General features: G+C 68.2%; 9 protein-coding genes. 2 read left to right on the top strand and 7 right to left on the bottom strand.

Going from position 1 to position 13,610, the window contains the following annotated elements:
- Positions 1-206: 206 nt before the first annotated feature.
- Positions 207-1,010, bottom strand: coding sequence for a MipA/OmpV family protein (locus KZ813_RS06630; RefSeq protein WP_219754170.1), 804 nt, complete (start codon positions 1,008-1,010; stop codon positions 207-209).
- A 479-nt stretch (positions 1,011-1,489) separates the two neighbouring features.
- On the opposite strand from KZ813_RS06630, the gene KZ813_RS06625 reads away from it, so the two are divergent.
- Entirely contained in the window at positions 1,490-2,380 is an 891-nt protein-coding gene (locus KZ813_RS06625) for an AraC family transcriptional regulator (RefSeq protein ID WP_258046462.1), read from the top strand.
- Between the two features lie 232 nt (positions 2,381-2,612).
- Here the strand turns inward: KZ813_RS06625 and KZ813_RS06620 are convergent, their stop codons facing one another.
- The 4 genes from KZ813_RS06620 to KZ813_RS06605 form a co-directional block, all read right to left on the bottom strand.
- Complete coding sequence (locus KZ813_RS06620) at positions 2,613-4,766, bottom strand: xanthine dehydrogenase family protein molybdopterin-binding subunit (protein ID WP_219754169.1); 2,154 nt, start codon at positions 4,764-4,766, stop codon at positions 2,613-2,615.
- Entirely contained in the window at positions 4,763-5,371 is a 609-nt protein-coding gene (locus tag KZ813_RS06615; protein WP_308461805.1) for an Isoquinoline 1-oxidoreductase subunit, read from the bottom strand. Before KZ813_RS06615 ends, KZ813_RS06620 begins: the two co-directional genes overlap by 4 nt.
- An 86-nt stretch (positions 5,372-5,457) precedes the next feature.
- Positions 5,458-5,919, bottom strand: coding sequence for a (2Fe-2S)-binding protein (locus tag KZ813_RS06610; RefSeq protein WP_219754168.1), 462 nt, complete (start codon positions 5,917-5,919; stop codon positions 5,458-5,460).
- A 189-nt stretch (positions 5,920-6,108) separates the two neighbouring features.
- Positions 6,109-7,011, bottom strand: coding sequence for a LysR family transcriptional regulator (locus tag KZ813_RS06605; protein ID WP_219754167.1), 903 nt, complete (start codon positions 7,009-7,011; stop codon positions 6,109-6,111).
- 206 nt (positions 7,012-7,217) lie between these two features.
- Here KZ813_RS06605 and KZ813_RS06600 point away from each other — a divergent pair, with 206 nt between their 5' ends.
- Positions 7,218-8,462 (top strand): epoxide hydrolase family protein, encoded by a 1,245-nt coding sequence (locus tag KZ813_RS06600; RefSeq protein ID WP_219754166.1) that lies wholly within the window; start codon positions 7,218-7,220, stop codon positions 8,460-8,462.
- A gap of 418 nt (positions 8,463-8,880) precedes the next feature.
- On the opposite strand, the gene KZ813_RS06595 is transcribed toward KZ813_RS06600, so the two are convergent.
- Positions 8,881-10,557, bottom strand: coding sequence for an alpha-amylase family protein (locus KZ813_RS06595; protein ID WP_219754165.1), 1,677 nt, complete (start codon positions 10,555-10,557; stop codon positions 8,881-8,883).
- 81 nt (positions 10,558-10,638) lie between these two features.
- Positions 10,639-13,500 (bottom strand): TonB-dependent receptor, encoded by a 2,862-nt coding sequence (locus tag KZ813_RS06590; RefSeq protein WP_219754164.1) that lies wholly within the window; start codon positions 13,498-13,500, stop codon positions 10,639-10,641.
- Positions 13,501-13,610 lie beyond the last annotated feature (110 nt).

Below are 13,610 nucleotides of genomic sequence, written 5' to 3'. Positions count from 1 at the left end.
GTACGAGGAGGCCGACGCCCGAGCGGGGAGAATGGCTCACGGATACTCGGCCTCCTAGTCAAGTGAGCTGTAGGCGGTCTCAGACGCGCCCCGGCTACGCTAGCGCGGCGTCGGTCGGCGGGCGAGTGCGGGATCCTGCTCGAGCAGGACGGGGGAGCAGGGCAGCAGCGGGATCGGCGCCGGCATACGCTCGGTCATGGCGCGCCTCAGAAGCGGTAGGAGAGGGTCAGGCCGGCGAGCGGCTGCCAGCGGCTCCCCTGGGCGGTGACCGGACTGTCGCCGGCGTCGCCGACGAGATAGGTCGCGCCCAGCCGTCCGATGACGCCGAGGTGGCGGTCGAAATAATGGCCCGCGGTAAGTCCCACGCCGAGGTCGCGGAACCCGTCACCCGGGCGATAGGCGCCGAGCCCGCTGCGCGTCGCGGCGGCGGGGTCGATGCCGAAATAGGTTCGGGTATAGTCGCGGTCGGCCCAGCTCGCCTGCACGTCGAGCACGACGAACGTGTCGCGCTTGCGCAGCGCGGCGTAGCCGAGTCCGGCGGTGGCGATCAGCCCATCGTGGACACCCGACACGTCGTGGACGACACTGAGCTCGGTGGACAGCGCGCCCTCTCCGAGCGCGTCGCCGCCGAACCGGTATTCGACGTAGCCGCCCGCCTCGATTGCGGTCCTGATCGTCGGCAGCAGCCCGACCGGACCATCGACGTCGTCGCGGTTCAGCCGCGCGCCGAGGACCGGCCCGATCGACAGCCGTGGGTCGGCGGCGAGGTCGACTCTAGCGCGCAGCCCACGCAGCTCGAGCGTGACCCCGCGATAACGGACGTCACCGAGCAGGAAAGGGATGGCGCGGACCTCGTCCGAGCCGTCGTAGCGCGGAGCGATCCCGCCGCCGAGCGCGACCTGCCCGTGCGGCGCGTCGTCGGAGGGCAGCTGCGCCGACGCGGCGGCGGGTAGCAAAGCGAGCGGGAGAAGTAGGGCGAGCGCGATCGTCGCGCGCGTGGGGCTGCGCATGGGGATGAAGATCCTTTCGATTGGGGCCCCGGCGGCTCGGCACGGCGCGGCCGCGACCAGGTGAGCGGCCGGATCCAACCGTCCGCCTGGACGAGCGACATCGGCGCGGGCGACGCACATGGCGCTCACCGACCGCGCGCGACACAGAGATGGCGTTGTGTCTAGCTCGGCAGCGCCAGCATCATCTCGCGCCCGAACGAATCGTCGAACAGCGGCGAGAGCAGGACGAAGCGCGGATAGAGGTACACCAGCCGCCACATGTCTGCTTTGTCTCTGCGCCACCGTCGCGGCGCTTCTTTCATGCCCGGCGAAACACTGATTGACGTCTTGGATGATCGTGGCATAACTCGGCTTCCTTGCTTGATCTGGCACGCTCAAGCTAGAAGGACCGGTCGATGACCAGAATGGCGAATACCGCAGAAATCTTGCCTTTTCCTCCGAGCCACGCGTCGGTTCGGCGGCAGACACCGCCCGCGCTGATGTCCGCGGCGCTGGATCTGATGGAGGCGCGCGGGGGCGGGCAGGGGCGGTTCGATACCGGCATGCCCGGCGTGCTGCTGGTGCGCTCGTTCCAGACGATCATGCCCGTGCCGAACATCTACAAGCCGTCGCTGTGTATCGTGTTCAAGGGCGCCAAGCAGATCATGTTCGGCGACCGCACGCTCGACTATGCCGAGATGGAGTGCCTCGTCATCAACGTCGAGGTGCCCGCGGTCGGGCGCATGGTGGGGGCGACGCCGGCGACCCCTTACGTCGGCATGACGATCGAGTTCGACACCGCGATCCTGCGCGAGCTGCTCCAGCAGGTGCCCGCGCCGCCGCGCAGCGCGGCGGCGACGCCCTCGATCTTCGTCGGCCAGGTCGACGAGCAGCTCGCCGAGTGCCTCACCCGTCTGGTGCGGCTGATGAGCAATCCCGGCGCGGTCCCGGTGCTCAGCCCAGCGATGATGCGCGAGATCCATTACTGGCTGCTCACCGGACCCTACGGCGCTGAGATCGCCAAGCTGGCGGCCCCCGAGACCCACGCCGAGCGGGTCGCGCGCGCGATCCATTATGTCCGCGACCATCTCGCCGAGCCGATCCGGGTCGAGCAGCTGGCCGCGGTGGCGAACATGAGCTCGTCCTCCTTCCACCATCATTTCAAGACGATGACGTCGATGTCGCCGGTGCAGTATCAGAAACAGCTACGGCTGGTGGAAGCGCGGCGGCTGATGCTCTCGGAGGCAGCCAACGTCGCCGAGGCGGCCTATCACGTCGGCTACGAGAGCGCGTCGCAGTTCAGCCGCGAGTACAGCCGCTCCTTCGGCATCGCTCCGAAGCGCGACGTGCTCCAGTTCAGGGAGCTGCTCGCGCAGGCCACCGCGCGATAAAGGCGTACCGGGTCGAGGGAGTTACCGGTGTGGGATCCGAATCCGTGTCCACACCGGAGCACTCGGCGCCGCTCGCCTGAGCTCGCTCGACCCCTCGCTCGCCGCGCTTTGGGACGGCGGCTGATCACCGGCGAGGACGTGCCGCGGTCGCGTCGTGATCGCCGCCAGGGTCACCTATGACGAGCACGCGCAGGTCGCCGCGGTTTTCGTCCGACGGCGTCGGCTGAAGCGCCTAGATGATCGGAAGGCTTCGCGTCGGGTGTCCGGTGAGCGCGAGGAGAGCGTTGGCGATCGCGGGCGCGATCGGCGGCACGCCGGGCTCGCCCATCCCTGTCGGGCGGTCAGCGGAAGGCATGATATGTGTCTCGACCGCGGGCATGTCGCTCATCCGCACCACCGGATAGCTATCGAAGTTCGTCTGCTGGACGATCCCGTCCCGGAGCGTGACCGCGCCGAACAGCGCGGCGGAGAGGCCGAAGCCGATCCCGCCCTCCATCTGCGCCCTGATCTGGTCCGGCGCGACGGCGATCCCACAATCGGCGACCGCGACGACGCGTCGCACCCTCGGCCGCCCGTGCTCGAGGCGCACCTCCGCCACCTGGCCGACCAAGGTGCCGTAGGTCTCGTGGATCGCGATACCGCGCGCCCAGCCGCCGCCCAGAGGCTCGCCCCAACCCGCGCGGCGACACAAGGTGTCGAGCAGGGCAAGTCGACGCTTGTCGCCGGCGCGCTCATAGAAGGTGCGGCGATAGGCGGCGGGATCGCGGCCGGCTCGCCTGGCGAGCTGGTCGATGACATGCTCCATCACGAAGCCGCCGTGGGAGTGGCCGACGGACCGCCAGAAGGAGGGCGGTACCGCGAACGAGGGGCTGAAGACCTTGCCGTCCACGGTCGACGCCGTGGCGAAATAGGGTGAGCCGTCGATTCCCTCGATCGCCTGGCTGTTCGGGCCGATCGGCACAAGCGGCTGGCAGACGGTATGGATCCGCCAGCGCTGCGGCAGACCGTCGTCGCCCATCTGAACCCAGAGGCGGTGGTGCGACATCGGCCGGAAGTATCCGGCCATCATCTCGTCCTCGCGCGTCCAGATCATCTTGACGGGTCGTCCGTTCGTCCGCCTGGCGATGCGCACGCACTCGACGACATAGTCGGCGCTCATCACGCCGCGTCGACCGAACGAGCCGCCGGCCGGGATCACCTCCAGGTCGACTCGCCCCGGGATCGTGCGCGCGGTCAACGCCGCCTGCACCTGATCGATGCTCGGCAGATGAGCGCCGGACGTGATCGACACGTCCCATCCCCTGACCGCGGCGACGCAGTCGAGCGTCTCCATCGGCGCATGCGCGAGATAGGGGAAGTCGAAGGCGAACTCGACGACGTCGCCGCGGAACGGGGTCTCAGGCGCATCGCCTTTCATGGCGAAGTCACTCGGGCTCACGTCACCGCGCCCCGCGGCGAGGTCGTGATAATAGCGGACCAGCTCGGGCGACGAGCGCCGCTCCGCCGCGCTGTCGTCCCACTCGACGCGTAGCGCGTCGCGACCCCGGCGCGCCGCGGCGGTGCTCTCGGCGACCACGGCGACCCCGGTCTCGATCGCGAAGACGTCGACGACGCCGCTCACCTTGCGCGCGTCGGAGGGATCGTAGCGGGCCGGCTTGCCGCCGAGCCGCGGGCTGTGGGCGACCATGGCGATCAGCAGGTCAGGCTGCCTGACGTCCTGCGTATAGATCTGCGCGCCGGTGCTCTTCGGCGCACTGTCCTTGCGCCGCACCCGTTCGGTGCCGATCAGCCGATAGTCGCTCACCGACTTGAGCGTCGGTCGCTGCGGTGGGGTCTGCCTCGCGGCGTCGGTGAGCAACTCCGCGAACGTGGCGGATCGGCTCGAGCTCTGGTGCGAGACCACGCCGTCGCGGACCGCGAGGAGCCGCGGCGGAACCTGCCAGCGCTGCGCGGCCGCGCCGACGAACATCGCGCGCGCGGCGGCCCCCGCGGTTCGCATCAGGTCCCAATTGGTCGAGATCGAGCGCGACCCGACCGAGGCCTGCGGCCCATAAGCGCGGAAGTTGCTGCGTGCGGTCACGACCGTGACCCGCGACCAGTCGGCGTCGAGTTCCTCGGCGATCATCGCTGCCATGCCGGCGTGGATGCCCTGGCCGAGCTCCTGCTGGCGGTTGACGACCGTCACGGCGCCGTCCGGGGCGACGCGAATATAGGGGCCGAAGGCGCTCGGCTCGGGATCGACGCCGCCGCCGCTCAGCAGGGCGCCCGCCACCGCCATCGGGTGGGTCGCGGTGTAGCCGACCACCAGCGCGCCGCCGACGAGCGACCCGCCCAGGATCATGCGTCGGCGCGTGAGCCGCGGGCCGCGAGTGGAAGGATGGTTCATGCCGGGCACCGCGCGCCGGTCTCGAGCCAGGCCTTGATGAGGGCGCCGAACTCCTCCTGCGTACCGGGGGCGGGTTGGCGTGCACCGCCGGGGTGCCATGCCCAGCCGACGAGGTCGTCCTCCGCCATGTGATGGAGCAACGCGGCGCGGTCCAGGTGGGCGCGCGCGGGATCGAGGATCTGGCGGCAGATCTCGCCGAGTGATCGGTCCTGCCACGCCATCTCGGCCGGCGCGAGCTTCCACCCCGCGTTGCCCGGCACGCCCGACGACGCGAAGTTCGCGGCGTGGTGGCAGGTCGTGCAGCGGAGCGTCGCCGCGCCACCGCCGTCGACGCCGCGCGCCACGGCCGGCATGTGCGGCCGCATCGCATCGGTCTGGGTCGGGCGATCGCCGCGCGGGTGGCAGTTCATGCAGCGCGGATGCTGGATCACGCGTCCCGCCTCGGCGAACAGCGCGACCGAGCGGGCGCCGCGATCGTCGATGGCGGCGAACGACACGACCGGTCGCAAGTGTGTCATCGCGCTTCTCCTGGGTTGGGCCGCGACAGAACCTGGCCGCGCCAGAGCGGCCGGGCGTAACGCGATCGCGGCGACCAGCGCGCTCACCGCCACGGCGATCAGCAGGAGCGGCAGGCAGCCAAGGCTGAGCCTGCGCCGGCGCGGCGCGACCGAGCGGAGGGCCGGCCCACCGCTCATGCCGACACCGTTCGCGCCGCGTCGTGGATGGCGGCGCGAATGCGGTTGTAGGTCGCGCAGCGGCAGATGTTGCCGCTCATCGCCTGGTCGATGTCATCGTCGGTAGGCGCAGGGATGAGGCGGAGCAGCGCCACCGCGCTCATGATCTGGCCCGACTGGCAGAAGCCGCATTGCGGCACGTCGCGCTCGACCCAGGCGGCCCGCACCGCGTCGGCCTCGACGCCCGCGACCGCCTCGATGGTGACGATCTGCGAGCCAACCGCCGCCTCCAGCGGCAGGGAGCAGGAACGCATCGCCTGGCCGTCGACATGCACGGTACAGGCGCCGCACTGCGCGATGCCGCAGCCATATTTGGTCCCGGTGAGATGGAGCATGTCGCGCAGGATCCAGAGGAGCGGCGTCTGCCCGTCCTCCTCTACCGTGTGCGCTCGACCATTGACGACGATCTCGTATGGCATGTGATCGGCTCTGTGCTTCGTTGCGTCGAGCTCGGAAGTTACCGACCCTGAGCGCCACCGCGAACGCCTGATCCGTCAGAAAACGTGCCCGAACCTCCCCGATGCAGGCGGCGACATGAGCGATGTTTGGCTAGCCCGCCCGTTCAACCTTCGATTGTGGCAGAGCGCGTCATCTCAATTTGATATCGATCATCTCCGCCCGGTCCGCCACTCGGCCACATGATCCACCAGGGCGCGTAATTTGAGCGGCATGTGGCGGCGACCGGGATAGAACAGGAAGAAGCCCGGAAGCGGCGGACAGAACGGTCCCAGCACCTGTCTCAGTTCCCCGCTGTGCAGCCACGGCGCAAATGTCTCGGACATGCCGATGGTCAAGCCGCTGCCGGCGAGCGCCATCTTCACCATCAGGGGCATGTCATTGGTCGTCACCTCGGGGTCGACCTCGACGGCGAACTCGCGCCCGGCCTCGCGAAACTCCCAGCGATAGGGTGCCGTCCCGTCGGACGAACGCCAGCCGATGCAGTGGTGTTGTGTCAGCTCGCGCGGATGAAGCGGCGTCCCGGCCGCTGCCAGATAGGCGGGCGAGGCAACGACGATCTGGCGCTGCTCCTCGCTCACCGGCACCGCGATCATGTCGCGCTCGATCACTTCGCCGAGCCGCACGCCAGCATCGAACCCGCCTGCGACGATATCGAATCTGGAATCGGTGACGAGGATATCGAGACGTACCTGCGGCTGGGCGGCCCGAAAGGACGCCAGCAGGTCTCCCGATAGGAACGTTTCCGCGATCGAAGACACCGCGAGGCGAAGAAGGCCGGCAGGCTTGCCTTCATGGGCGGCCGCGGCCGTCGCAGCCGCTTCGATCTCGGCGAGCGCCGGGGCGACGCGATCCAGCAGGGCTTCGCCTGCCTCCGTCAGCGCAACACTGCGCGTTGTCCGACGCAGCACCGCCACGCCCAGCACGTCTTCTACCCTTCGGACGGCTTGACTGACCGCCGACCGGGTCACGCCGAGCTGATCGGCCGCGCCCCTGAAGCTCCGGGCGCGAGCGACCGCCGCGAGGGTGGCGAGGGCGTTGAGGTCGAGCTTCATTGTCCAGCCAGGCTTACCGGACCATGCACGATTGCGCCAATAGTCTCGGCCTTTCCCAGCGCTTACGTTTCTATCGAGGCAAGCGACTCAGCGCGGACCCGCCGGTCGACGAAGGAACGCCGCCCAGGACCGCGTCGCCGAGCAGGGGATTACGCCCAGGTCCGGAAAGCTGACCGACGAAACGATTCCCAAAGAAGAGGCACAACGTGATCCGTCCATTCAAGATCGCCATCTCAGATGACCGCCTGAGCCGGATCCGGCGGCAGGTCGAGGGCTTCGACTGGCCAGATTTCCCCGACGCCGGCGGTTGGAAGTCGGGCGTCGGTCTTGCCGACCTTCGCCGCCTGGTCGACTATTGGCTCAGGGCCTTCGACTGGCGCGCCCAAGAATCGAAACTCAACCGACGGCAGCATCACCTCGCCGACATCGACGGGCAGACGCTTCATCTCGTCAAGGAGAGCGGAGACGGCTCGCGGCTGCCGATCCTGCTCCTACATGGCTGGCCCGGGTCGTTTATCGAGTTCGAGGCGCTGATCGATCCGCTGGCGGGGGACGGGCACGATGTCGTTGTCCCATCGCTGCCCGGCTTCGCTTTCTCCGGCCGCCCGGACGCGCCGATCGGGCCGCGACGCACGGCCGCGCTGATGGACGGGCTGATGCGCGAGCTTTTCCCGGGTTCGCGCTATATCGTCCAGGGCGGCGACTGGGGCAGTGCGATCGGCGCTTGGCTGGCCCACGACTATCCCGATCGCGTCGCTGCGCTCCATATCAACATGATGACGGCGCAGACGGACGGCGTTGATCCCGAAACGCCCGAAGAGAAGGCCTGGGCGGAGCGCGTGAGCAGGCTTGCCGAGGAGGAGCGCGGCTACTTTCTCGAGCAAAGCACCCGCCCGCAGACGCTCGGCATCGCCATGTCGGACAGCCCGGTCGGTGTCGCCGCCTGGATCCTCGAGAAGTTCGGCGCTTGGGCGGACGTGCCTCGCGACGACGCCGGCCGCCCCGACCTATGGGCTGCCTTCGACGAGGATCTACTCCTCACCAACATCATGCTCTACGTGGCGCCCCGATCGTTCGTCACCTCGACCTGGCTCTATCGTGGGCGCGTCCTGGAAGGCTCCCACGTGTTCCCGGCCGGCTCGCGCGTCACCGTTCCCACAGGGTTCGCAGCGTTCCCCGATCCGGTCTTCCCGCTTCCGCCGCGCTCGCTCGCCGAACGCAGCTACAGGATCGAGTCATGGACGGAGATGGAACGTGGCGGCCATTTCGCGGCGCTCGAACAGCCCGACCTGCTGCTGGCCGATCTTCGTGCGTTTGTAGAAGGCGTTCGATGTCGCCTGCCGCACAGAGCGACGACGCCACCCGGCGATCCGCAAGGCGCTGGAGATCGCAGCGCGCGAGTTGTCGCCGGCGCAGCGGTAGTGCAAGGCGAGTTCACCTCGACCCGCTGATCGATCGGGCGGTCAGGACGTTCCCGCCCGCCCGCCGCCTGCTCAAAAGGGACGGTGATCCGCGACGTCGATCAGGTCGCAGGTGCCGTGAGAGGCATAGGGCGCCGTCCCGTTGATCGATATCTGCCAGATACGGCGGTTGATGGTGAGCAGGGGCTTGTTGAGGCCGTTCAGGATCCTGCAGCCCGAAGGTCAGAGTTGCGCCCGAGATCCGGCCGGCCCACCAGCGTCCTGTCCGAGCCGGCGCTGGCGAACATCTCAGGATCGGCCATGGCGTGGTGTTGCTCGGGTGGGCGAAGGTCTTGGCAGACGGGTCACGGCACGCGTCGCCGAGGCAGGCAGGTGGTCCGACGGAAGGTACGCACCGGCCCGACAGCTCGCGCATGCGGGCAGCCGCCCCTGAGAGCCGGTCATCTAGTCACACGAACGGGTCGGCACCGTCGGGCACGTCCCAATCGTACCGCCTCGTGACCGGCGGTGACGTGAAGCGCCACTCTTCTGGTGTCGGGGAGGTCGATGCGGCAATCGGATGTCCTGCCGGGTTGCCGACGGCGATGGCGAAGGCTGCGCGCACGGCGGCCCTCGCTTCGTCGGACATCGCGTCTGGGGCCGGCGCGATGAACAGGGTCGTGCCGCTGCGTGCCACGACGTCCAGCCACTGCGCGGTGAGCCGCCAGGGGATGATGCGGGTGACCGCGACGATGTCGGGGTCCGCGTGGAAGAAGGTGCGGTGCTGGGGGATGCGATAGGCCAGCGCGTTGACGCCGAAACGCCGTGTCCTCTCCCACTCGCGGCCGCTGGTATCGTCCGAGATACGCTGCGTCTCGAAGATCCCCGCGGCGAGGTGACCGAAGGTGTTGCAGCCCAGGATGGTGCAATTCGTCCCCGCCGTCGCGCGGATCGATCGGTACAGGTCGAGCACGATCTCCGCCGTCGTGCGGGTCGGGTCGGCGAAGCGCCAGCCGCGTCGCCCGGGTTGCGCGCCCATGTCGCGGCCCCACTGCCCGAAGATCTCGAAGGTGGTGAAGTCGTGCTTGATGAACTCGTAGCCCTGCGCGCGCGCGTCGCGGACGGAGCGCAGGATGGCGTCCATGCCGTCGGACACGGATGGGTCATAGGCCGCGATCTCCGCCGCCGCGGCGTCACCGAAGCGTTTCGGCGACAGTCGCGTCGCGCGAATCTGCTGCTCGGCGCGGAGCGGACGGATCCAGATACCGGGCCGCGCGCCGCTCTGTCTCATCTGCGCGGCGAGCTCGCCCAGGTCGGGGAAGCGGGCCTTGTCCTGCCACCCGTCGTCGATGACGACGAACGGTCGGTGGCCCGGGGGGGATAGCTCCACCATCAGCTTGGCATCGCGCAGGATCCCCGCCGCAGTATTGTGGCCGTAGGCGTAGTTCCAGTCGTTGCTGCCGACGATCGGCCCGGCCGGCAGCAGCGGCTTCTGGCACATCCGCGCGCAGAAGGCGCGAAGGGGGTCGTAACTGTCTGCCCCGCCGCTCCACTGCGACGAGAGCACCCGGCACAGGGCGAGGTGACGGCCGGTGAGGTTCGCGGGCTCGCCGCCATTGCGCAGGTCGATCCATAGCGACAGACCATCGGGGTCGCACTGCCAGAAGCAGAAAGCGTTGGGCTGGGTCTCCACGCCGAAGGCGGCGACGTTCTCGCCCTGTTGCAGCACGAAATACCAGGGGAGCGCTCGCTCGGGAGCAAGGCCGCGCCAGCCGAGCTCGCCATAGGCGCGCTCCCACGTGTCCGCGAGTACACGCGCGTCGGGTGCGATCCGCCGGCGCCAGCGCAAGCGCAGGAAGGTGACGTCGGCACGGCCGCTCTCCAGCGCGACGTTCAGCCCGTGCCCGTTGGCCTGCCGCTCGCCTTCGACGCTGAGCTTCAGCCCGCGCGTACTCCACGTCGTGCCCTGCCGGGTGAGCGCGGTGATCGTGCCGTCCGCGGTGCGAGCTGCGACGGCATCGGGGACAGCGAGGGCATCGGGTGCGGCGCCCCCACGAACGGCCGCGTCGGCCGCGCTCGTGAGGAGCTGCGAGGAAAGCCCGAGCGCACCTGCCTGCGTGACGAGATCACGACGATTGAAGAGCATTCTCACTGTTCTCCGTTGAAGCGGACGGGACGCGGTCGCGCAGCGCCGCGCGCACGACCGCCCTCATCGACGAAGGTCCGCTCAGAATTTGACGCGCGCGCCGAAATTGTAGCGTGCGCCGGTCTCCTGCAGCAGCAGGAACCGCTCCTCGATCGCCGACCATTCGTGAATGCGCTGGTTGGTCACGTTGACGCCCTGGACGTAGATCTGGACGTTGGGCGTGATGTCGTAGCCGACGTTGAAGTCCAGCTGGCCGTAGCTCGAACGATTGCGCGGACGGCTCTGATCGGAGCGGCACGAGCGGAGGTAGTCCGAGCGCCAATTGTACGAGCCGCGCGCGGAGAGACCGTATTTCTCGTAGAAGAGGCTGCCGTTGGCCGAGTGCGGCGAGAGCCCATTGTAACCGCAGTCATAGTCGGCCAGCGACGCGTCGCGCTCGGCCTTGCTCTCGACATAGGTGTAGTTGCCGGCCACGCCGAACCCGGACAGCACGCCGGGCAGCCAGTCGAACGTATATTGCCCGCCGACCTCGACGCCGCGGATATACCCGCTCTGGCCGTTCCGCGTCCGAGTGTCCTGGTAAGTCCGGCCGAACCGCTGCACCGGCACCGTCTGCAGTTCGAGGAAGTTGCTCAGGTCCTTATAGAAGCCGCCGACGCTGACGTAGCTGATCGAGTTCAGGTAATACTCGACGGAGAGATCATAGTTGGTCGATTTGAACGGTTCGAGCGTCGGGTTGCCGCCACTCGACAGCGGGACAGAGATGCGCCCGCCGAACGAATTGTCGACGCCCAGATCGGTCAGCGTCGGTCGGGTCACGGTCTGCGAGAAAGCGGCGCGGGCGATCAGCTTCTCGGTGGCGTTGAACTTGATGTTCGCCGAGGGCAGCGCGTTGACATAGCTATTGCGCACCGAGATCGGCGTGGATGGCCCGTAGGTGTAGATCAGCGTGTCGTCACCGCGAGCGTTCGAGACGTCGACCACCGGCTGGCTGAAACCGCGCGAGATGGTCTGCGTCCGCACCACGCGGACGCCCGCGTTGGCGCTCCAGTTCTCGCCACCGAACGACATCGCGATATAGCCGGCGAGCAGTCGCTCGTTCACGTTGGCGTTGCTGCCGGGGTTCTCTCGCAGACCGAAGGGGCCGCCGGGCAACGCCAGCAGTCGTGCGGCCTCTGCCGCCTGCTCCGCCGCGGTGCGACCCTGACGCGGCAGCGCGAGCGTCCGCGGATCGGAGAGGAAGGCGATGATGGCGTTGGGATCGTAGGTGAAGAATTGCTGCGGCGCACTCTCGCTGCCGGACACGCCGGGCAGGAAGTTGTCGAGCTTGTAGGTCGACAGCAGCGACGGATCGATCGGGATCTCATAGCCGGTGTAGGCGCTGTTCCCGTCGCGGTTGCTGAACGAGCGGCGATCCTTGGTCCGGTCCGAATAGGCCACGCCGATCCGAACCGAGCGCAGGATGCTGTCATGGATCTTGTAGTCGGTGTCGAGGTGGAACTCGGAGCTGGTGTCGCGGACGCGGTCCGCGTCGACCCCGGTATAGTGGGCGCGCATCAGCGAGGGATCGGTGATGTTGCCGAAGTTCGACGCGATCGGCAGGTCACCGTCCTTGTTGAGGTCGAAGCGCGGACTGGTCTGCGCGAGCGAGCCGACCACGACGAACTGGTTGGGCGCGCGCTGCGTCGCCCGGGTCGTCGAGGCGTCGAGGCGCACCTCGACGTCCTCGGCCGGGTTCCACTTGAGGTTGCCGCCGATCTGGTAGGTCTGTGTCTGGCGGACGTTCTTGCTGACGATGTTGTCGTTCTGCGACAGCGATACCAAGCCGTTGAGGGCAGGGTTGGCGGCGAGGAACTGCTGGCCGGGCCGGTTGAAGCCGATCGCCGAGGCGGTGTCGTCGAACTGCACGCCGATATATGGGCTGGAGTAGAAATTGGCGAAGGTGTTGGTGTCCGCGAAGACGTCGAACTTGGAATAGATGCCGTCGACGGTGAGCAGCAGCTGATCACTGACCTGGGCCTGCACCGCGCCCGCCACGTTGATGCGGCGTCGGCGATCGAGTTCACGCCGGTAGTTGACGCTCTGCGGCACGTTCACGGTCGTCCCGGTGCTGGTGATCGCACCGGGCTGGAGGCCCGCGGAGTCGCCGGTGCCGTTCACGACATTCTGCGGGCCGTAGAGCCACCCGCCGACGTCGACGAAGTCGAGTTGGCTGCGCCGGTCCGTGTACGAACCCGATAGCACGATGCCGAGCGTCTTGGCCTCGTTGGTGAGCGACGTCACCGCCGAGAAGTCAGGGCTGAGCTTCTCGCGCAGCGTGTCGTAGATCCCGCCCGCCGACGCGGCGAGATGGAAGCCGCTGCGGCCGTCTAGCGGGCGCGCGGTGATGATGTTGACCGTCGCGCCGATGCCACCTTCCTGGAGCTCGGGCACGCTGGACTTGAAGACGTCGGTGCGCTGGATCATGTTCGACGACAGCACGTCGAACGAGAATTCGCGCCCGGGATTGTCGGTCGCCATGACGCGGCCGTTGACCAGCACCGTGTTGAACTCGGGCCCGAGGCCGCGGACGGTGATGAACTGGCCCTCGCCGCCCGAGCGGTCGATCGCGACGCCGGTGATGCGCTGGAGCGACTCCGCGATGTTCGCGTCGGGGAACTTGCCGACATCCTCTGCCGAGATGGAGTCGACGATCTGCTGCGCGTCGCGCTTGATCCTGGCGGAAGAGGCGAGGCTGCTGCGGATGCCGGTGACGACGATCTCGTCGGCGGCGTCGGTCGCGCCCGGACCGACCTGCGCGGCGGGCGGGGTGGGTTCCTGCACGGTGCCGTCGGGACTCGTCTGCGGTGCGCCTGCGGCCGGCTGGGCGGCGTCCTGCGCGGCGGCAGGAGATGCAAGCAACGCGGCGCTGACTAAAAGCGCGAACTTCATCTTCGAAGCCATGACAACCCCTCCCAGGTGTAGTTATACATGTAACTAAATCAGCTGGCGCCCGACCTGTTGGTCGTAACGCTGCCAGACCGGATGCAAGTGACAGAACGAGGCCGTGATCA

Origin of the sequence: Sphingomonas folli (assembly GCF_019429525.1) — a bacterium.
Lineage (GTDB): Bacteria > Pseudomonadota > Alphaproteobacteria > Sphingomonadales > Sphingomonadaceae > Sphingomonas > Sphingomonas folii.
The sequence above is the reverse complement of the archived record's forward strand: the minus strand, read 5'-3'. Positions and strand labels throughout refer to the sequence as shown.

What these genes read in the sequence shown, in the direction of transcription:
- KZ813_RS06630 (WP_219754170.1), bottom strand. Translation starts at nt 1,010, where the DNA reads ATGCGCAGCCCCACGCGCGCGACGATCGCGCTCGCCCTACTTCTCCCG.
- KZ813_RS06625 (WP_258046462.1), top strand. Translation starts at nt 1,490, where the DNA reads ATGTCCGCGGCGCTGGATCTGATGGAGGCGCGCGGGGGCGGGCAGGGG.
- KZ813_RS06620 (WP_219754169.1), bottom strand. Translation starts at nt 4,766, where the DNA reads ATGAACCATCCTTCCACTCGCGGCCCGCGGCTCACGCGCCGACGCATG.
- KZ813_RS06610 (WP_219754168.1), bottom strand. Translation starts at nt 5,919, where the DNA reads ATGCCATACGAGATCGTCGTCAATGGTCGAGCGCACACGGTAGAGGAG.
- KZ813_RS06605 (WP_219754167.1), bottom strand. Translation starts at nt 7,011, where the DNA reads ATGAAGCTCGACCTCAACGCCCTCGCCACCCTCGCGGCGGTCGCTCGC.
- KZ813_RS06595 (WP_219754165.1), bottom strand. Translation starts at nt 10,557, where the DNA reads ATGCTCTTCAATCGTCGTGATCTCGTCACGCAGGCAGGTGCGCTCGGG.
- KZ813_RS06590 (WP_219754164.1), bottom strand. Translation starts at nt 13,500, where the DNA reads ATGGCTTCGAAGATGAAGTTCGCGCTTTTAGTCAGCGCCGCGTTGCTT.